Here is an 18,905-nt window from a genome sequence, read left to right on the forward strand (position 1 = left end):
CGGATTCACCGCCCGAGTACGCCCCGTTCGGCGGCTGCCTTGGCACGGGCCGTGCGGATCGCGGACAGGAGCCCCTCACGGTGTCCGAGCGCGAACCGCAGCAGATAGCGGTTGTCCCCGAGCCTGGCCAGTGCCTGGCCCCCCGGGCCGTATCCACTGACGCGGACCCGGTCCACCGGCGCGCTGTCGATCTCACTGCCGTAACTGGTCATCAGGACCAGCTGGCCGTCCCGTACCAGCACATGACCGGCCCGGGTGAGTGAGCGAAGCATCCGGCGTATCCGGACCCCCTTCGCGTCGAACTCCGGCTCCGTCACCACAACCGCCTCCCACCGGATCGTCCCAGCAGGGGTACCCCCGAGCCGTCCCCATACACCCCGGAAGGGCCGTACCCCTGGCCTGAGCATGCCCGTGTCCGCGCCCGTCTACCAGTGCGCCTCTATGATCGGCTTCGTGAGCACCACCGAACCCGCCTCTCCCGCCACTGCACTCCCGACCGCTGACGTGGACCGCAGTGATCCCGCCTACCGGAGCTGGCTGAAGGAGGCGGTGCGCAAGGTCAGGGCCGAGAGCGGTCGCAGCGCCGACACGCATCTGCTCGCCTTCCCCCTCCCCGAGGAGTGGGGCGTCGATCTCTATCTCAAGGACGAGTCGACCCACTCGACCGGCAGCCTCAAGCACCGGCTGGCGCGCTCGCTCTTCCTGTACGCGCTGTGCAACGGCTGGATAAGGCCCGGCAGGCCCGTCATCGAGGCGTCCAGCGGATCGACGGCCGTCAGCGAGGCGTACTTCGCCCAGCTGATCGGTGTGCCCTTCATCGCGGTGATGCCCCGCACGACGAGCCCCGAGAAGACCCGGCTGATCGAGTTCCACGGCGGGCGGTGCCACTTCGTGGACGAGCCGGGCACGGTGTACGAGGTCTCGGCGGCGCTCGCTGAGGAGAGCGGCGGCCACTTCATGGACCAGTTCACCTACGCGGAACGGGCCACGGACTGGCGCGGCAACAACAACATCGCCGAGTCCGTCTATCAGCAGCTGCGCGGGGAGCGCCATCCCGAGCCGTCCTGGATCGTCGCCACAGCGGGCACGGGCGGCACCTCGGCGACGTTCGCGCGCTACATCCACTACATGCAGTTCGACACCCGCGTGTGCGTGCCCGACCCGGAGAACTCCTGCTTCTTCGACGGCTGGACCAGCGGGGACCCGCACGCCACCAGCGAGACGGCCTCCCGTATCGAGGGCATCGGCAGGCCCCGGATGGAGCCGAGCTTCGTGACCGGCGCGATCGACCGGATGATGAAGGTCCCGGACGCCGCCAGCGTCGCCGCCGTGCGCGCGCTGGAAGGGGCCATCGGCAAGAAGGCAGGCGGCTCCACCGGCACAGGACTGTGGAGCGCCTTCAAGATCGTCGCCGAGATGCTGGCACACGGCGAGACCGGCAGCGTCGTCACCCTGCTGTGCGACCCGGGCGACCGCTACCTCGACAAGTACTACGCGGACAGCTGGCTCGCCGAACAGGGCCTGGACATCACGCCGTACGCGCGCACCATCGAGCGGTTCCTCGCGACGGGGGAGTGGCCCGGCCCGGTGGGGGAGCGGCCCTAGGGTCCTGGAACCGGGAGGACGGAACTCCACCCTCTGTTCCACCCGTGGGTCCAGGCGCCGTGCCCCGGATCGCAGCAGCCTTGGGCGCATGACAACGACAGAGTGGATCACCGACATCGCCCTGGTTCTCGTCGTCTTCCGGCAGCTGCGGGAAGGGCGAATCGACCTCAAGACCTTTCTGATCCCGTTGGGGATCGTGGGGTACGTGGCTTACTCGTACCTGGACGGCATCCCCACAGCGGGGAACGACCTGGTGCTGATCGCGGCGCTGGTGGGCGTGGGAGCCGTGCTCGGTGTCGCCGGGGGGATCTACACCCGGATCCGGGCAGTCGGCGAGCACCTCCTGATCAAGGCCGGTGCGGTGTCGGCCATCCTGTGGGTGCTGGGCGTGGGGGCGCGGATGGCGTTCCAGCTGTGGACCGAGCACGGCGGCGCCGACGACGTGGCCCGGTTCAGCGTGACGCACCACATCACCAGCAGCCAGGCATGGGTGGCGGCGTTCGTGCTGATGGCGCTCACCGAAGTGGTCACGAGGCTGGCCACGATCTTCGTACGGAGCCGGACCCGGACGGTGAGCCGCCCCGTCCCCGCCGTCGACCGTGCGGCCTGACCATGGGGTATGTTCTGCCGGTGCCCGCTGCAGAAAGCTCTCCGCGCTCCGCGCGTGCCGGGACGAAGGGCGCCGGTCCGCGGCCCGTTCCCGGGCAGGACCCGCGCGTGCAGTGGGTACTGACCCTCGCGGTCATCGCCGTCGGCGTCCTGACGATCCGGCCACTGGACGTCAGCGGCCGTGGGCTGGCCGTCGCCCTCCTCCTTGTGATCAACTCCGCGGCGCTGCTGGCCCGGGGCCTGCCCGTGCACAAGGTTCCCCAGCCTCTCGCCATCGCCTGGCTGGCACTCGGCGTGCTCGCCGCGGCGGCCCTCATCGGCGTCAGCCGCAGCGGGACGGGCTACCTGTTCGCCTTCTACCTCGCCGGTCACACCGGATACCGCCTCGGCACCCGGCCGGCGCTCGTCATCGCGGGGCTGTGCAGTCTGCTCTGCGGCGGCGTGCTGTTCTTCCACCTCGGGCCTGGTCACCACATGCTGCCCGCGGTGGTCGGCTTCGTCGCCGGCGCCCCGGTCCTGATCGGGATCGTCAACCGGAGTCAGGACAGGGCCGTACGGTCGGCGCTCGCGGCGGCCGAGTCGGCCGAGCGCGCCGCCCGGGCCGAGGCCCGCAGCGCCGTGCTGGCCGAGCGCGGCCGGATAGCGCGGGACGTGCACGACGTACTGGCGCACTCGCTGGCCGGGATCAACATGCAGCTGGAGCTTGCCGACGCGCTGCTCGACACCGGTGACCTGGAAAAGGTCAGGGAGGTCAACGACAAGGCGCACGGCCTGGTCAAGGAGAGCCTGAAACAGGCGCAGTGGACCGTGCACGAGCTGCGCGAGGACGCGCTGCCGCTGCGGGAGAGCCTGAGCGCGATGCTCGAATCGTCGGGCCACCGCGACGCGCTCACCGTCACCGGAACCGTCCGTGACGTGCCGGTCCATGTGACCCGGAATCTGTTGCGGATCGCCCAGGAGGCGCTGACCAACGCGGCTCGGTACGCTCCCGGGGGCGAGGTGCGCGTGGAACTGGAGTTCGCTGCCGCGTCGACCACACTGCGGGTCAGCAACGGCCCCGCCGCCCGTACGGCGAAGGCGGGTGCGGGCAGCGGGATGGGGCTGATCGGAATGCGCGAACGCGTCGCCCTGCTGGACGGAACCGTCACGGCGGGACCGGTCACCGAGGGACAGGACCAGGGCGGCTGGCGGGTGGAGGCGGTGATCCCGGGATGAGCGAGCAGACCGGAGAGGCCCAGAGGTTGAGGGTGGTCGTCGCCGACGATCAGGCCGCGGTCCGTGAGCCGCTCGCCATGGTGCTCGGGCTGTCAGAGGACATCGACGTCGTCGCCACCGCCGCCGACGGAAGCGAGGTGCTGGCGGCCACCTCGGCCGGGCCGGTCGACGTGGTGCTGATGGACCTGAGAATGCCCGTGCTGGACGGGATCGAGGCAACCCGCCGGCTGGGCGAGGAACACCCGGAGGTTGCGGTGGTCGTACTGACCACCTTCGCCGACGAGGACTCGATCCTGCGCGCGCTGAGCGCGGGCGCGCACGGCTATCTGACGAAGAACGCGGGGCGCCGGGACATCGTCCGGGCGATCAGGGCCGCTGCCGCCGGGCAGTCCGTGCTCGACCGCGAGGTCCAGGACCGGCTGCTCGCCACCGTCAGGACCCGGGCGCCGGTGCCGGGACAGTCCCTGCCCGGGGATCTCACACCCCGCGAACGCGAGGTGCTCACGCTGATCGGCCAGGGCCTGCCCAACCGGGGCATCGCCGAGAAGCTCTTCATCAGCGAGGCCACGGTCAAGACCCACATCAACAACCTGTTCGCCAAGGCGGACATCCGCGACCGTGCCGACGCCGTCCGCCGCGCCATCGAGGCCGGCCTGGCCTGAATTCCGGTACGGGCCGGCCGCGACGGCGGCCGGGCCCGTACCGGGCGGCCTGCTACCCGGACAGGCCCGGGACCAGCCGGCCCATGCCGCCGTACCAGGAGACCTCAGCGTGCGAGGGGCGCTCGGACTCGGGGACCGTCGGGCGCCAGTCGGAGACGACCTGGATGCCCGGCTCGATGAGTTCGAAGCCGGCGAACAGTTCGGCGAAGGCGGCACGGTCGCGCAGGGTGAGCGGTACGCCCTGGGCGCGGTAGGCGGCCTGGACACCGAGTGCGGTCTCGGGGGAGATCTCAGCCGTCGCGTGCGAGAGCACGATCACGCTGCCGGGAACGAGGATGTCGCGCAACTGCGCGACGAGCCCGCCCGGGTCCTCCTCGTCCGCTATGAAGTGCAGGATGGCGACCGCGAGTACGGCCACCGGCTTCTCGAAGTCGATCAGCGCCTTCGTCTCGGGGTGCTCGACGATCGCGCGGGGGTCCCGGATGTCGGTCTCGATGACGGTCGTACGCGCGTCCGTGGACAGCAGCGCCCGGCCGTGTGCCAGGACGATGGGATCGTTGTCGACGTAGACGACGCGCGATTCGGGGTCATGGCGCTGGGCGACCTGGTGGACGTTGTGCGCTGTCGGCAGGCCCGAACCGATGTCGAGGAACTGGCGGATGCCCGTCTCCTCGACGATGTGGCGCACGGCGCGGCCCAGGAAGGCGCGGTTCTCGCGGGCCGCGGTGCGCAGCGTCGGGAACGCCGTCATCGCCGCCTCGGCGGCCTCCTGGTCGGCGGGGTAGTTGTCCTTGCCCCCGAGGAGATAGTCGTACATGCGCGCCGAGTGCGCCTCGTCGGTCCGCAGTCCGGCACCGCTGGACTCGTAGAGCCCGGCGGCCTCCCCGCTGTTGTGCGCCATACTTCCTCCGCTTGTGACCGCAACTCCGCTATGTGACACGGCAGATGACCCGCCCCGCACGGGACGAAGCCTAACCGGACATGCGTGTGAGCGAACGGCCGAGGAGCGGGCGAGGACAGGAGATCCACCCAACCGTGACCTGCGCGCCGGCTGAGGCCGTAGCCATCCGCGCGGCGCATGCCGTATCCCGTCGGAGAGGCCCTAACGGCCGCTCTCCTGGACCCGTGCGGCGAGCCGCTTCTCCAGGCCGCGCATGGCGCCGCTGAACGAGCCGCCCATCCCGGCCCTGCCCAGCCGCATCAGCACGCGCAGCGCCACGGGGCCGTCCACCGCCATCGTCCAGCGCACCCGCGTGCCGCCCGAAGGCGAGACGGCCAGCGTCCAGTCCTCCAACAGGGCCCGTACGCCGGGCACGTTGGTCTCGTCGACCCGGTACGCGTACCGCTCCGACGGCTGCGCCGCCATGATCGTCTCCTCGAAGAACCGGCCGCCCTTCAGCGCGACCCGCCGCCCCTCGCCCTCCCGCGTGGACGTCACGGCGGTCACGGCCTCGAACCACGTGGGCCAGGTCTCCAACTCCTCCGCCAGCGCGGTGTACACCGTCTCGCGGCGCACACCGAGGTCGGCGGTGAAGGACAGCCGGAGCGGAGCGGTATCGGCGAACTCCAGCTCGACCGGCCGCAGTTGACGTGCCATGGGACGACCCTCCAGAACAGACGTACGGGCGTACGGGCGGGCACACCCTAGCTCCGTGTCCTCCGGATGTCCGTAGCGGAGTCCCGCTCACCGGGCGGTGGGCTCCGACCTCGTCCGGCTCAGATCTCGTCCGGTTCCGGTTCCGGCTCGCCCGCGACCACCAGCTCGGGAAGCAGTTCCCCGATCTCCTCCCGCGCCCCCGCGGGCAGCCCCCCGTCCGTCACGAGCGTGTCCACCTGTTCCAGCGAGGCGAACGAACTCAGCCCGACGGTTCCCCACTTGGTGTGGTCGGCGACCACGATCACGCGCCGTGCCGAGCCCACGAAGCAGCGATTGGTCTCCGCCTCGGCGAGGTTGGGCGTCGAGAGGCCGGCCTCGGCGGATATGCCGTGCACACCCAGGAAGAGCACATCGAAGTGGAGCGAGCGGATCGCCGCGTCAGCCACCGAGCCGACCAGGGAGTCCGAGGGCGTACGTACCCCGCCCGTCAGCACCACCGTGGCCGCGCCAGGGCGTCCCGCCTGCGGGCCGCCCGGCGAACGCTGCGCCGAGTGGAAGACGTCCGCCACCCGTACCGAGTTGGTGACCACGGTCAGATTCGGCACATCGAGCAGATGCTGGGCCAGCGCATAGGTCGTCGTGCCCCCTGACAGGGCGATGGCGCTTCCCGGCTGGGCCATCGCTGCCGCGGCGCGCGCGATGTCGTCCTTCGCGCTCAGCTCCAGCGCCGACTTGGCCTCGAACCCCGGCTCGTGGGTGCTGGCCTCGGCCACCGGCACCGCGCCCCCGTGCACCTTCTCCAGCGCTCCCTGACGGGCCAGCGCGTCCAGATCCCGGCGTACGGTCATGTCCGAGACGTTCAGCTTCCGCGTCAGCTCGTTCACACGGGCACCGCCCCGGCGCCGTACCTCCTCCAGGATCAGCGCACGCCGCTGCTCGGCGAGGAGGTTCTGGTTGTCGCTCACTGCCCGTCTCCGTTCTCCCCGCATCGTGGGGGGCCGCTGGTGGGGATCGCTGGTGGGGGCGCCGGCCGGGCCCATCCTCGCACGCGCACAACGGGCGCGCGCATGTCACGATTCGGCAGCACGCACGCCACGTTCACCCCCAGGGGGCTGCACACGGAGGCCGTCGGCGAGGATGCTGGGAACGATCGCTGACACAGTTCGGGGGACCTCGGGGGAAGCACCGTGCCGTCAGACCACTCACACTCGCGCGCCCGTAAGCACGCCACCACACAGCCCGCACCGGCCACCTCAGCCGCGACCGCCACCTCGGCGGCACCCGCGGCGCCACAGAAGAAGAGCCGCGACGCACCGCACGGTGACGGCCTCTCGCTGGAACTGCTCGTCCACGGTGTCGGGGGCAGCACCCCGCAGGAGATGCTCGGCGATCCGCGTACCGAGCGCGTCACCGGGGACACCACGGCTGCCGTACACCGCCGCACCGAGGACAAGGACGCCGAACGCCGTCCTGAGGAGTACGCCGACAAGCCCGTGCCCGAGGCGTACTGCTGGTCCAACCTCACCTCGGGGAACGGCGCCCGCGCGCTCTGGCTGATCCTGCTGCCCTTCATGGTGGTCAACCTCGCGCACTGGATGCGCCCCGCCTCCCACAACCGCCACACCGCCGTACGCGTGCACGGTCTGCTCGTACGGCTCGTCGCGCTCAGCCTCACCGTGCTGCTGATCAGCGCCGTCTGCGAGGTCGCGCTCGACCTGATCGCCTGGCAGTGCGCGGGCGGCTCGGCGTGCGCCGACGGGCGCTCCTGGCTCGCCTTCATGGCGGCGGGACCCGAGGGTACGGGCGGCTGGTGGAGCCAGCCGGGGCGCAGGCTGGCGCTGGCCGCGCTGCTGCCGGCCGCCGCGACGACGCTCCTGTGGTGGCTCTCGCACCGCACCTGGAGCGCCTACGAGTCGCAGCCGCCGCTGGAGAAGGCCGTCAACGAGGACGACCCCGCGGCCGACGGGCGCCCGCCGCTGTCCCTGCCGGGCTTCTGGTACGGCAGGCGGCACGTCGCGCGGCTGCGCGCCGCGCACACGGCCGCCGGGTTCCTCACCGTCGCCGCCGCGCTCGCCGCCACCTCGACCCGCCACGACCGCGGCCCCGGCGGCAGCCCCGTGCTCGACCTTTTCGGCTGGGGCCTGATGGTCCTGATCGTCGCCTGCGCCGTGTGCGTCGTTCACGTCGTGTGCCGCAGGGCCCGCAAAGAGAGCACGCCCGACCGGCACGTGGACACGCTGACCGTGCGGGCGCTGCCGGGCGCCGCGATCGCGCTGACCGTCCTCGCGGCCGTGCACGGCTCCTGGAACCGCCCCGACTGGAAGTCGGCAGGCTCGCTGCCGGGGGACGAGACATTCGGTGTGCTCGCGGTGCTTCAGGGCACGCTCGTCGTCGCGCTCGGCGTGGTCGGGCTGCTGCTCTACCGCACCCGTCCCGTGCCCCGCACCGCGCTGACCGGGCTCGCACCCGCCGCCGTCGCCATGCTGGCCTGCGCGCTCGGCGGGGTGCTCTCGGGCGGGGTCGCGCAGCGCGTCGGCGACTGGCTCGACGGGCCCGGCACCTCGGGAGTGGGCAAGGAAGCGCAGATCGCGGGCCCGCCCACCGTCCTCACCTGGCAGGCATCGATCATCCCGCTGCTGCTGGTGGGCGTGCTGCTCCTGGCGTGCTGGTTCGGCTTCCGCGTCTGGCGTACGAGCAGGAAGCTGACCGACGACGTCCAGGCCGGCTACCCCGGGGCGCTGCCGGACGAGGGGCGCACCCGCCGTATCGCGGGGGCCGTCGCGCGTGCCGGGCTCACCGACCAGGCGCCCTGGCTGGTCGCGACCGTCGCCGCCGTGACGCTCGTGCTGGGCGGCGTCGCCGTGCTCGGCACCACGCTCACGGGAAAGGTGCCCAGCGAGGCGGCTGCCGGGGCGCCCGACATCGTCGCCGGCTTCGCCGGGACGGTGCAGGCGCTGGGCTCCTGGATGGTCGGCTTCGGCTTCCTGCTCTTCCTCACCTGGGGCCGCCGCGCGTACCGCGACCCCTCGGCACGGCGCACCATCGGGATCCTGTGGGACGTCGGCACGTTCTGGCCGCGCTCGGCGCACCCCTTCGCACCGCCCTGCTACGCCGAGCGCGCGGTGCCCGACCTGGCCTGGCGGATGGCCATGTGGACCGACAAGGAACCCGACAGGCGGCTGGTCATCTCCGGCCACTCGCAGGGCAGCGCGCTGGCCGCAGCCGCCGTGTGGCAGCTCGACCCGCGCACCCGCCGCCAGGTCGCGCTGCTCACCTACGGTTCACCGCTGGAGAGGCTCTACGGGCGCTGGTTCCCCGCCTACTTCGGGCCCAGCCGGCTCTCCGCGCTCCACGGCGATCTGGAGTGCTGGCGCAACCTGTGGCGGCTCACCGACCCCATCGGCGGGCCCGTACGGCTCTCCTGCGCGCACGACCCCGAGCACGGCCCCGATGTCGACAGGGGACCGCTGCTGGATCCGCTCGCCTACGGGCGTACGCGCGAACAGCCGCTGCCTGAACCGATCCTGGCGCACAGCGACTACCAGGCCGACCCCGTCTTCGACAGCGAACGCGACGGCCTGCTGGCCCGGTTGAAGGCCGCACGCGAGGGACTGGCGGGCGTGCCGCACCAGCCGCCGCACCAGCACTCGGACGACCCTGACCACTCGGCGCACCCCGACCACCCGGAGCCCGAGCGCGCCGCGCCGGAGAAGCGGGAGGGCGCGCGCGCTCACCCGGAGCGGGGCAGGTCCTCCGGGTAGAGCAGCGTGAGGTCGTCGGTGCTCGGGTCGGGGAACTGCGCGACCCGGCCCGCGTGCCGCTCGACCATTGCCTCGAACGTCTGCCGCGCCGTACGCCCGTTGCCGAACGAGGGGCCCTTTGGCAGCTCCGCGAAGTAGCCGAGCAGCGCCTCACGGGCCCCGCCGGCGAGGCGGTACTGCTGCTCGTCCGCCTGCTGTTCCACGATGCGCAGCAGCTCGCCAGGCGCGTAGTCCCCGAAGGTGATGACGCGCGAGAAACGGGACGCGACACCGGGGTTGACCGCCAGGAAGCGCTCCATCTCCGCCGTGTAGCCCGCGACGATCACCACGACCTCGTCGCGGTGGTCCTCCATCAGCTTCACCAGCGTGTCGATGGCCTCCCTGCCGAAGTCCCTGCCGGAGTCCTCGGGCGAGAGCGCGTACGCCTCGTCGATGAACAGCACGCCGCCACGGGCCCGTTCGAACGCCTCCTGGGTACGGATCGCCGTCGAGCCGATGTGCTCGCCCACCAGGTCGACCCGTGAGACCTCGACCAGGTGGCCGCGCTCCAGTACGCCCAGGGAGCGCAGGATCTCGCCGTAGAGCCGCGCGACCGTGGTCTTGCCCGTACCGGGGGAGCCGGTGAAGACCAGGTGCCGCCGCGCCGAGGCGGCCTTGAGCCCGGCGCGCTGGCGTCTGCGGCCCACCTCGATCATGTCGGTCAGCGCGCGCACCTCGCGCTTGACGCTGTCCAGGCCGACCAGCGCGTCCAGTTCGCCCAGCACCTCCTTGGGCGGGCGCTGCGGCTCCGCCTCCGGCTCGGCCTGCTGCGCCTCCTGGCCGCGCGTCGCCGTGGTCGCCGTGCCCCCGGCCGTCACGGGCGCCGTCTGCCCCGTCCGCTGCTGGGGCACGGGCGCGGTCAGCAGTCCGGTGTTCCCCTCGCCCGCAGCGGGTGCCCCGCTCGTCACCGGCGCCGCGCTGACCGGTGCGGCGCTCTCGTCGCTGGTGCAGTCCTCGACGGACGGGCCCTCCTCGGAGAACTCGTAGCCGCCCCGCGCGCAGCGCTCCGTGCGGCAGCGGCGCAGCGTCGTACGGCAGCCGTCGATGACGTGGAAGCCGTAGCCCCGTGAGCCGGTCACCCGGCAGTTGTGGAACGTGCCGCGCCCCTCGGCCGACACGTAGAAGCCCGCCTCGGTGGCCGAACTGACCGTGCAGCGCTCGACGGTGGGGTCGGCGCCCTTGGTGACGATGACGCCCGTGGCGGCACTGTCTATGGTGCAGCCGTTGAGCACCCCGCCTGTGCCGTGGTCACGGAACCACGCGCCGGTGCCCGCCTTGCTGATGCGGCAGTCGTCGAGCTGGACGACGGCGCCGTCGCTCACGGAAACGGCCGTACCGCGCACCTGGGACAGGTCGCTGTCCAGCACGTCGGCGCGCGAGCCGCGGTCGAGGACGAACAGCGCGTCGGGGACGGTGTGCACCCGGCAGGTGTCCAGTACGGCCGTCGCGCCGTCGCTGATCCACACGGCCGGATAGTCGCCCGTACTGTCGTGGATCTCGCAGCTGTTGGCGTCGACGCGGGTACCCGGGTCCCACACCGACAGGCCGTTGCGCCCGAAGCGCCGCACCTTGGAGCGGGTCAGCGTGAGCACCGAACGGGAGCGCAGGTCGACAGCGTTCTCCGGGATGTCGTGGATGTCGCAGTCCGCGAGCGTGAGCACCGCGTCCGTGTCGAGGGTGACGCCGTCGGCCGAGGTGCGGTGCACAAGGCAGTCGGTGAAGTGGCCGCTGGCGCGGGCCGCGACGCGCACGCCGCTGCCCTTGATCTCGTACACCTCGCAGCCGACCGCCTCGGCCGTGGTGCCCTCGCCCTGGAGCGAGATGCCTGCGCCCGAGGCATGGTGCACCCGGCAGTGCGAGAGCCGGGGGCGCGCGCCGTCCCGTACGGCGATGCCCGACTGGCCGGCCGCCACGACCTCGCACTCCTCGTACACGCCGCCCGCCGCGCCGGAGATGCTGAGGCCGAGCCCGGCGGGGTTGTCGACGGTGCAGCGCCGCACCGTGGGCCGCGCACCGGCGCGGACCTCGATCCCGGCGGCTGAACGCGTCATCACCCGCAGCCCGGCCAGCTCGGGCGCCGCGTCCTCGACCAGTACGGCCGGCACGGCCGAGTCCTGGCCCTCGATCTGGAGGTCCTGTACCAGCGCCGCGGCACGCACGGCCAGCGCGACCCCGTCGGGCGGCGCGATCCGCACCGACCCGGCCGCGGCGCGCTCGGGACCGCGCAGGGTCACGGGCCGCTCGATGACCAGGTTCTCCCGGTAGGTTCCGGGGGCAACTGTGAGCACGTCCCCGTCGCCCGCCACCTCCAGTGCCGCCGACAACGAGGCGTACTCCCCCGTCCTGCGGCGCCACCGCGACGTGCCGCTGTGCGTGACCTGGACCGAGCCCTGTGCCATGGAGTGCTGTGCCCCAACCTCGTGCGTACGGAGATGCGTTGTGCTGCCTAGCGCGCCGTCTGTGCTGGCCGCACCCACCGTAGCGTGCGCTGGGGACACGGATTGACGGGTCCGCCGGGTCGGCGCGCGACGGATCCGCGGCGACGGCAGGGAACGCGCGCTCGCCGAGTCGGTCGAACGTGTGCGCCCGGGGCCGGTGGGAGGCGCTGCCCCCGGGGCCCGTTGTACGCGTGAGCCCCGGGACCCTCGCGCAGGGGAGCCCGCGCCGCACAGTGAGCCTGCGCCCGTGGCACGGGCCCACGAGGGGCCGGTCGAACGTGTCGGCCCGGGAGCCCCGTTGCCAGGTGCCGGTTGCCGGGCCCCGTTGCCTGGCCGTGCCGGGCCCCGTGGTTGCCGGGCTCCGGGGCCGGGGCTCAGTTGTTGGTGCCCGTGCGTCCCCAGTCGGGGCCGATACGGCCCCACTCCTCGTCCCAGCGCGCGTAACGGCGGCGCATGACCAGACGGACCGTCAGCCGCCGCCCCAGCTCGACACCGCCCACGACGACGGATCCGGCGGCGAGCCCCGCCAGCATCGAGTACGAGGAGGCGCCCCGGGTGCTCATCGGGCGGCTCGTCAGATGGCCCTCGCCGTCCGTCCAGATCTGGATGCGGCTGCCGGGCCGCACCGCGTGCCGTACGGGGACGGTGCCGGTGTGCGGGCTCCCGTCGGGCCCCGTCCAGTGGGCCGTCACCCTCGTGCGCTCCTCGCGCGGCGTGGCCGTGTCGGGTTCCGCGTTGAGCGGGGGCCGCAGCGCGATGTGCTGCGCCGTCGCCCAGAGGTGGTGCCGTTCGCGCTGCTGCTCATGGGCCGTTCTCAGGAGCGCGGCATGCGAGATCTCGGCGCTGAGCAGGCCGACGACCGGGGCTCCTACGACGATCAGCAGCGCGGCACACAGAGCGAGCCACGCCTCGCGGCGGTCACTGCGGCGGCACAGCGGGTTACCGCGCCAACGCCACAGTCCAACGATTGTCCGCACCGCTTGCTCACCCCCTACTTCCCCGTCCGTGCGTACCTCATCGGGAGCGGTACATGCACGAGGAAGGGCGATGAGCGCGGAATCACCGGAAATGTGACCGGCGTGGCCGCGTGGTCAGGTGGCCTGCGTGGTCAGGGCAGCCGATGCTTCCCTTTCCGGACTCGGTCGGTCCCCCTCGTGGTGGCCCCGAGTTTACTGAGTGATCCTCGCCCGCGGCCCCCGGGGCGGGGAACTCCTGGTACTTCGCGCCAACCTCCGGTGCTTCGGCGGTGAATGGGGCGCGAAACGATCCTCGTACGCCTCCCGCGCGCACCTGTGCGGGCCGTGTACCCCCGGGGGGAACCGGCTGAGACGCGCGGATATTGCTGTCCGTGAGGAAAGCGGCGCTTTCGTCACGCTCGGTTGATAATTCCGAGCCGTGACGGGAGGTGTTACCCGGTCAACGGTCAGGCATTCCGAAACCTGGGACATCTTTTGAGCGATTGCCCGCCGCTCCCTTCACTCACTAGTTTTTGGCCGCAGCGTGTGAATTGAACTGTCGGACACGAGGATTGGCGGTTACAGATGACGACTGCGGCAGAACGGAATGCGGGCGGCGAGGGGCGGGCCGAAGAAGGCGAGCAGCCGCAGCTCAGCCTTACGACGGCAGCGGCACGTAATCTCGCCACCACCACGAAAACACCGCCGCAGATGCAGGGAATCACCTCGCGGTGGCTGCTGAAGGTTCTTCCGTGGGTGCAGGTTTCCGGCGGAACGTTCCGGGTGAACAGGCGGCTCAGCCATACGCTCGGCGACGGCCGTGTCGAATTCGTCTCCACCGGCTCGGACGTCCGGGTGATCCCGCTGGAGCTGTCCGAACTGCCGCTGCTGCGCGGATACGACGACAGGGATGTGCTGGAGGCACTCGCGGACCGCTGCGAACAGCGCGACTTCGGCCCTGGCGAGGTCCTCGTGGAGGCCGGAACGCCGGCCGACAGGCTCGTACTGATCGCGCACGGCAAGCTCCGCAGGACGGTGCGCGGCCGGTACGACGAGGAGACGACGCTCGGCGTGCTGGCCGACGGCGACTTCACGGGCGACGACCGGCTCACCGGGACCCCGGCCCTGTGGGACCACACCCTCACCTCGCTGACCAGCGGCACCGTTCTCACGCTCGACAGGGGTGCCTTCGAGGCCGTCCTCGCGCAGTCCGGCTCGCTCCGCTCCCATCTGGAGTCGGCGCGCGCCGCCGTCCCGGGCCGGCGCACCGAGAACGGCGAGTCCGCCATCGCGCTGGCCTCGGGCCACGCGGGGGAACCCGAGCTGCCGGGCACGTTCGTCGACTACGACCTGAGCCCGCGCGAGTACGAACTGAGCGTCGCGCAGACCGTTCTGCGCGTGCACACCCGCGTCGCCGACCTCTACAACCACCCCATGAACCAGCTGGAGGAGCAGCTCAGGCTCACCATCGAGGCGCTGCGCGAGCGCCAGGAGCACGAGCTGGTCAACAACAGCGAGATCGGCCTGCTGCACAACGCCGACATGAAGCACCGCGTCCACACCCGCTCGGGCCCGCCCACCCCCGACGACCTGGACGAGCTGCTGGCCACCGTCTGGAAGGACCCCAGCGTCATCCTGGCCCACCCCAAGGCGATCTCCGCGATCGGCAGGGAGTGCAGCAGCAGGGGCATCTACCCGCAGGCCATCCAGTACGAGGGCCACTCGGTGCCCGCCTGGCGCGGGGTGCCGATCCTGCCCTGCAACAAGATTCCCGTCAGCGCGCACGGCAGCACGTCCGTCCTCGCCATGCGGACGGGGGAGAAGGAGAGGGGAGTGGTCGGACTGCACCAGACGGGAATTCCCGACGAATACAGCCCGAGCCTTTCCGTGCGCTTCATGGGTATCAACGAAAAGGCCGTCATGTCCTATCTGGTCAGTGCTTACTATTCCGCCGCCGTCATGGTTCCCGACGCGCTCGGCATTCTGGAGGACGTCGAAATCGGCCACTGAGAAACGGTCATTGACGACGGCCGTCAGGAATGGCAACTGAGAACGGCAAATGAGGGAGCGCGAAGCCGCGCACCTCAACGCCGTCAGGAAATGCGGCACCGCCGGAGAACGGAACCGCCCGAAAAGCGGAGAAACGGATCGGCGGAACACGGCCGCGCCGACACGCAGTTGAGCAGACACCCAGAGACAGGAACCGATGACGACGCACCCCGAAACGACCACGCCCGCACCCCTGAGCCTGGGGACGGCGGCGGCACGCAAGCTGGCCTCCACCACCAAGACGCCCCCGCAGATGCAGGGCATCTCGCCGCGGTGGCTGCTGCGCGTGCTGCCGTGGATCGAGACCACCGGCGGCACCTACCGCGTCAACAGGCGCCTGACCCACACCCTCGGAGACGGCAGGGTCGAGTTCGTCTCCACAGGCGCCGACATCAGCGTCATCCCGGACGAACTCCGTGAGATCCCCCTGCTGCGCGACCTGGAGGACCGGGCGGCGCTGCGCATGCTCGCTGAGAACTTCACCCAGCGCGAGTACGCACCGGGCGACGTGCTCACCCTCCGGGGCGAGCCCGTCGACGAGCTGCTGCTCATCGCACACGGCCGGCTCACCAAGCTCGCCGCCGGGCTGTACGACGACGAGATCACGCTCGGCGTCCTCGCCGACGGCGACCACGTCGGGGACCAGGTCCTCACACCCGAGCCCGGCACCTGGGACCACACCCTGCGCGCCACCACGCGCTGCACCGTCCTCGCGCTGCCCGCCGACCGGTTCCGCGAGGTGGCGGGACGCGCGCCTGCGCTGCGCGCGCACCTCGACCAGTTCCTCTCCCGTGCCGTGCCCCGCCAGAACAGGCGCGGCGAGGCGGACATCGCGCTGGCCTCGGGCCACTCGGGCGAACACCTGCTCACCGGCACGTTCGTCGACTACGACCTGAGCCCGCGCGAGTACGAACTGAGCGTCGCGCAGACCGTCCTGCGGGTGCACAGCAGGGTCGCCGACATCTACAACAACCCGATGAACCAGGTGCAGGAACAGCTGCGCCTCACCGTCGAGGCGCTGCGCGAGCGCCAGGAGCACGAGCTGGTCAACAACCGGGAGTTCGGGCTCCTGCACAACGCCGACCTCAGCCAGCGCCTCCACGCGCGTACCGGACCGCCCACCCCCGACGACCTGGACGAGCTGATCTCGCGCCGCCGCAAGACGCGTTATCTGCTCGCCCACCCGCGCACCATCGCCGCCATCGGGCGCGAGTGCAGCAAGCGCGGCGTCTACCCCGAGCGGACCACGGTCGAGGGCGGCCAGGCACACGCCTGGCGCGGCATTCCGCTGCTGCCCTGCGACAAGATCCCCGTACGGGAGGACGGCACCAGCTCCGTGCTGGCCATGCGTACCGGGCAGGAGGACCAGGGGGTTGTCGGGCTGCACCAGACCGGCATCCCCGATGAGATCGAGCCCGCGCTGAACGTCCGGTTCATGGGCATCGACGACAAGGCCCTCATCTCGTACCTGGTCAGCGCCTACTACTCGGCGGCCGTCCTGGTGCCCGACGCGCTCGGCATCCTGGAGGACGTCGAGGTGTGAGCCACCCGGAGGTCACCGGCCCGGCCAGCGCCAGTCGGTGACCTCCGGCAGGTCCGTGCCGTGCTCGCGCACCCGCGCATGGTGCCGCTCGCGCATGTCGGCCGCCGCCTGCCGTGCGCGCACCGCCCGCGCTCCCAGCCCCGGCGTACGGTCCACCACATCCATGACCAGGTGGTAGCGGTCCATCCCGTTGCGTACCACCATGTCGAACGGCGTTGTGGTCGAGCCCATCTCGCGGTAGCCGCGTACGGCCATGCGGTCATGGGCCGTACGACGGTAGGTCAGCCTGTGTACCAGCCAGGGATAGCCGTGGTAGGCGAAGATGACCGGCCGGTCCCGGGTGAAGACCGCGTCGAACTCTCCGTCCGGCATGCCGTGCGGGTGCTGGGACGGTGGCATCAGCCGCGTCAGGTCCACCACGTTCACCACCCGTACCGCCAACCCCGGAAGCCACTCGCGCAGCAGTGAGGCGGCGGCCAGCGTCTCCAGCGTCGGCACGTCGCCCGCGCACGCGAGCACCACATCGGGCTCCTCGCCCTCGCGCTCCGTACCGGCCCACTCCCACACGCCCAGACCGCGCGCGCAGTGCGCCCAGGCCGCTTCCAGGTCCAGCCAGTCGAAGCACGGGTGCTTGCCCGCCACCACCACGTTCACCGTGTCCCGCGTGCGCAGCACATGGTCGGCCACACACAGCAGGGTGTTGGTGTCAGGCGGCAGATAAGCGCGCACCACGTCGGGGCTCTTGCTCAGCACATGGTCGACGAAGCCGGGGTCCTGGTGCGAGAAACCGTTGTGGTCCTGGCGCCACGCGTGCGAGGTCAGCAGGTAGTTGAGCCCGGCGACGGGCCTGCGCCACGGCACCTCGCGCGCGCTGTGCACCCACTTCACATGCTGGGCCGCCATGCTGGCAACGATGTTCGCGAAGCCCTCGTACGACGCGAACAGGCCGTTCCTGCCCGTCAGTACGTAGCCCTCCAGCCAGCCCTGGCACATGTGTTCCGACAGCACCTCAAGGACTCGTCCGTGCGGGCTCAGATGCTCGTCCGTCGGCTCGTACTCGCCCTGCCAGCCGCGGCCCGTCGCTTCGTAGACCCCGTTCAGGTGGTTCGAGTCCGTCTCGTCGGGGCCGAAGAGGCGGAAGTCCCGGCGCTCCTCGGTCGCCGTCAGCAGCTCGGCCAGCAGTCCGCCCAGCACCCGGGTCGGCTCGTGCGAGCCGCCGCCCGGGCGGTCCACCTGGACACCGTGCGGCTTCAGTGACGGCAGCGGAAGCTGCCGCAGCAGCCGGCCGCCGTTCGCCTCCGGCACCGAACCCAGCCGCAGATCGCCGTCCGGCACGCACTCCACCACGTGGGGGAGTGGCCTGCCGCCCTCGTCGAACAGCTCGCGCGGACCGTACGAGCGCAGCCAGTGCTCCAACTGCCGTAGCTGCTCCGGGTCGTCGTGCACCCCGGGCAGCGGCACCTGATGTGCGCGCCAAGTGCCCTCGACAGGTGCGCCGTCCAGTTCCCTCGGGCCCGTCCAGCCCTTGGGCGTCCGCAGCACCACCATCGGCCAGCGCGGTCGTGCCGAGTGCGGGGTGCCCTCGGCCGGACCGCCGGTGCCGGTGCCGGCGGAGCGGGCCGCGTGCTGGATGGACCTGATGTGGCCGAGCGCCGTGTCGAAGGTGGCGGCCATCGCCCGGTGCACCTCCGGGTGCGGGGTGTCGGGCGCCGCCGTGACGAACAGCGGTTCGTAGCCGTATCCGTGCAGCAGCGCGCCCAGCTCCTCCTCGGGGAGCCGGGCGAGCACGGTCGGGTTGGCGATCTTGTACCCGTTCAGGTGCAGCACGGGCAGCACGGCGCCGTCGTGCACCGGGTCGAGGAACTTGTCCGAGTGCCAGGAGGCCGCCAGCGGGCCCGTCTCCGCCTCGCCGTCCCCGATGACGGCGCAGACCAGCAGATCCGGATTGTCGAAAGCGGCCCCGTACGCGTGCGCCAGCGAATAGCCCAGCTCGCCGCCCTCCTGGAGGGAACCGGGTACCTCGGGAGCCGTATGGCTGGGGATGCCGCCCGGCTGGGAGAAGTCGCGGAAGAGCCGCAGCATCCCCTCCGCGTCGCGCGGCGCGTCCGGGTTCAGCTCGCCGAACGTACCCTCCAGCCAGGCGCCCGAGAGCACGGCCGCGGCTCCGTGCCCCGGCCCCCACACGCCCAGGGCACGCTGCCCGCGCTCCCTGACCAGCCGGTTGAGATGGGTGTAGACCAGGCCGAGCCCGGGACAGGTGCCCCAGTGACCCAGCAGTCTCGGCTTGATGTGTTCGGCGCGCAGCGGCTCGGCGAGCAGCGGGTTGTCGCGCAGGTAGAGCTGGCAGGCGGAGAGGTAGTTGAGGGCACGCCAGTGCGCGTCCAGCGTCTCCGCCTCGTGGTCCGTGAGGGGCTGGTGATCCGGCATGCGG

At 71.6% G+C, this 18,905-nt stretch carries 14 protein-coding genes; 7 read left to right on the top strand and 7 right to left on the bottom strand.

Features of this window, described 5'->3' with window-relative positions:
• Positions 1-5 precede the first annotated feature (5 nt).
• Positions 6-317, bottom strand: a complete 312-nt coding sequence (locus NMN56_RS05290; protein WP_274039374.1) for a hypothetical protein — start codon at positions 315-317, stop codon at positions 6-8.
• 124 nt (positions 318-441) lie between these two features.
• Between NMN56_RS05290 and NMN56_RS05295 the strand changes: the two genes are divergently transcribed.
• The 4 genes from NMN56_RS05295 (at position 442) to NMN56_RS05310 (ending at position 4,091) form a co-directional block, all read left to right on the top strand.
• The gene (locus NMN56_RS05295; RefSeq protein ID WP_274039375.1) at positions 442-1,605 is read left to right on the top strand and encodes a PLP-dependent cysteine synthase family protein; all 1,164 of its coding nucleotides are present in this window, start codon (positions 442-444) and stop codon (positions 1,603-1,605) included.
• Positions 1,606-1,693: 88 nt separating this feature from the next.
• Positions 1,694-2,215: a hypothetical protein gene (locus tag NMN56_RS05300; protein ID WP_274039200.1), complete on the top strand. Its 522-nt coding sequence runs from the start codon at positions 1,694-1,696 to the stop codon at positions 2,213-2,215.
• A 2-nt stretch (positions 2,216-2,217) separates the two neighbouring features.
• Positions 2,218-3,429: a sensor histidine kinase gene (locus NMN56_RS05305; protein WP_274039201.1), complete on the top strand. Its 1,212-nt coding sequence runs from the start codon at positions 2,218-2,220 to the stop codon at positions 3,427-3,429.
• Positions 3,426-4,091 (top strand): response regulator transcription factor, encoded by a 666-nt coding sequence (locus tag NMN56_RS05310; RefSeq protein WP_274039202.1) that lies wholly within the window; start codon positions 3,426-3,428, stop codon positions 4,089-4,091. Before NMN56_RS05305 ends, NMN56_RS05310 begins: the two co-directional genes overlap by 4 nt.
• 52 nt (positions 4,092-4,143) lie before the next feature.
• On the opposite strand, the gene NMN56_RS05315 is transcribed toward NMN56_RS05310, so the two are convergent.
• From NMN56_RS05315 to NMN56_RS05325, 3 genes are all read right to left on the bottom strand, one after another.
• Entirely contained in the window at positions 4,144-4,992 is an 849-nt protein-coding gene (locus NMN56_RS05315; RefSeq protein ID WP_274039203.1) for an SAM-dependent methyltransferase, read from the bottom strand.
• 201 nt (positions 4,993-5,193) lie between these two features.
• A complete protein-coding gene (locus NMN56_RS05320) occupies positions 5,194-5,688 on the bottom strand; it encodes an SRPBCC family protein (RefSeq protein WP_274039204.1) in 495 nt (164 codons plus the stop codon).
• A gap of 119 nt (positions 5,689-5,807) precedes the next feature.
• Positions 5,808-6,653: a DeoR/GlpR family DNA-binding transcription regulator gene (locus tag NMN56_RS05325; protein WP_274039205.1), complete on the bottom strand. Its 846-nt coding sequence runs from the start codon at positions 6,651-6,653 to the stop codon at positions 5,808-5,810.
• Positions 6,654-6,875: 222 nt separating this feature from the next.
• On the opposite strand from NMN56_RS05325, the gene NMN56_RS05330 reads away from it, so the two are divergent.
• A complete protein-coding gene (locus NMN56_RS05330; RefSeq protein WP_430542472.1) occupies positions 6,876-9,449 on the top strand; it encodes a hypothetical protein in 2,574 nt (857 codons plus the stop codon).
• On the opposite strand, the gene NMN56_RS05335 is transcribed toward NMN56_RS05330, so the two are convergent.
• Both NMN56_RS05335 and NMN56_RS05340 read right to left on the bottom strand, forming a co-directional pair.
• Positions 9,419-11,887 carry a right-handed parallel beta-helix repeat-containing protein gene (locus NMN56_RS05335; protein ID WP_274039206.1) on the bottom strand — a complete coding sequence of 823 codons (2,469 nt, stop codon included), beginning with the start codon at positions 11,885-11,887 and terminating at the stop codon, positions 9,419-9,421. The genes NMN56_RS05330 and NMN56_RS05335 overlap by 31 nt on opposite strands.
• A gap of 413 nt (positions 11,888-12,300) precedes the next feature.
• Positions 12,301-12,903: an Rv1733c family protein gene (locus NMN56_RS05340; protein WP_274039207.1), complete on the bottom strand. Its 603-nt coding sequence runs from the start codon at positions 12,901-12,903 to the stop codon at positions 12,301-12,303.
• A 564-nt stretch (positions 12,904-13,467) separates the two neighbouring features.
• On the opposite strand from NMN56_RS05340, the gene NMN56_RS05345 reads away from it, so the two are divergent.
• Both NMN56_RS05345 and NMN56_RS05350 read left to right on the top strand, forming a co-directional pair.
• Entirely contained in the window at positions 13,468-14,892 is a 1,425-nt protein-coding gene (locus NMN56_RS05345; protein ID WP_274039208.1) for a family 2B encapsulin nanocompartment shell protein, read from the top strand.
• A gap of 196 nt (positions 14,893-15,088) precedes the next feature.
• Positions 15,089-16,474 (top strand): family 2B encapsulin nanocompartment shell protein, encoded by a 1,386-nt coding sequence (locus NMN56_RS05350; RefSeq protein WP_274039209.1) that lies wholly within the window; start codon positions 15,089-15,091, stop codon positions 16,472-16,474.
• Positions 16,475-16,486: 12 nt separating this feature from the next.
• On the opposite strand, the gene NMN56_RS05355 is transcribed toward NMN56_RS05350, so the two are convergent.
• Positions 16,487-18,901 carry a phosphoketolase family protein gene (locus tag NMN56_RS05355; RefSeq protein ID WP_274039210.1) on the bottom strand — a complete coding sequence of 805 codons (2,415 nt, stop codon included), beginning with the start codon at positions 18,899-18,901 and terminating at the stop codon, positions 16,487-16,489.
• Between the last annotated feature and the right edge of the window lie 4 nt (positions 18,902-18,905).

The organism is Streptomyces iconiensis (assembly GCF_028657195.3).
GTDB lineage: Bacteria > Actinomycetota > Actinomycetes > Streptomycetales > Streptomycetaceae > Streptomyces > Streptomyces iconiensis.

What these genes read in the sequence shown, in the direction of transcription:
- NMN56_RS05310 (WP_274039202.1), top strand. Translation starts at nt 3,426, where the DNA reads ATGAGCGAGCAGACCGGAGAGGCCCAGAGGTTGAGGGTGGTCGTCGCC.
- NMN56_RS05345 (WP_274039208.1), top strand. Translation starts at nt 13,468, where the DNA reads ATGACGACTGCGGCAGAACGGAATGCGGGCGGCGAGGGGCGGGCCGAA.
- NMN56_RS05295 (WP_274039375.1), top strand. Translation starts at nt 442, where the DNA reads ATGATCGGCTTCGTGAGCACCACCGAACCCGCCTCTCCCGCCACTGCA.
- NMN56_RS05350 (WP_274039209.1), top strand. Translation starts at nt 15,089, where the DNA reads ATGACGACGCACCCCGAAACGACCACGCCCGCACCCCTGAGCCTGGGG.
- NMN56_RS05320 (WP_274039204.1), bottom strand. Translation starts at nt 5,688, where the DNA reads ATGGCACGTCAACTGCGGCCGGTCGAGCTGGAGTTCGCCGATACCGCT.
- NMN56_RS05305 (WP_274039201.1), top strand. Translation starts at nt 2,218, where the DNA reads ATGGGGTATGTTCTGCCGGTGCCCGCTGCAGAAAGCTCTCCGCGCTCC.
- NMN56_RS05315 (WP_274039203.1), bottom strand. Translation starts at nt 4,992, where the DNA reads ATGGCGCACAACAGCGGGGAGGCCGCCGGGCTCTACGAGTCCAGCGGT.
- NMN56_RS05300 (WP_274039200.1), top strand. Translation starts at nt 1,694, where the DNA reads ATGACAACGACAGAGTGGATCACCGACATCGCCCTGGTTCTCGTCGTC.
- NMN56_RS05335 (WP_274039206.1), bottom strand. Translation starts at nt 11,887, where the DNA reads ATGGCACAGGGCTCGGTCCAGGTCACGCACAGCGGCACGTCGCGGTGG.
- NMN56_RS05355 (WP_274039210.1), bottom strand. Translation starts at nt 18,901, where the DNA reads ATGCCGGATCACCAGCCCCTCACGGACCACGAGGCGGAGACGCTGGAC.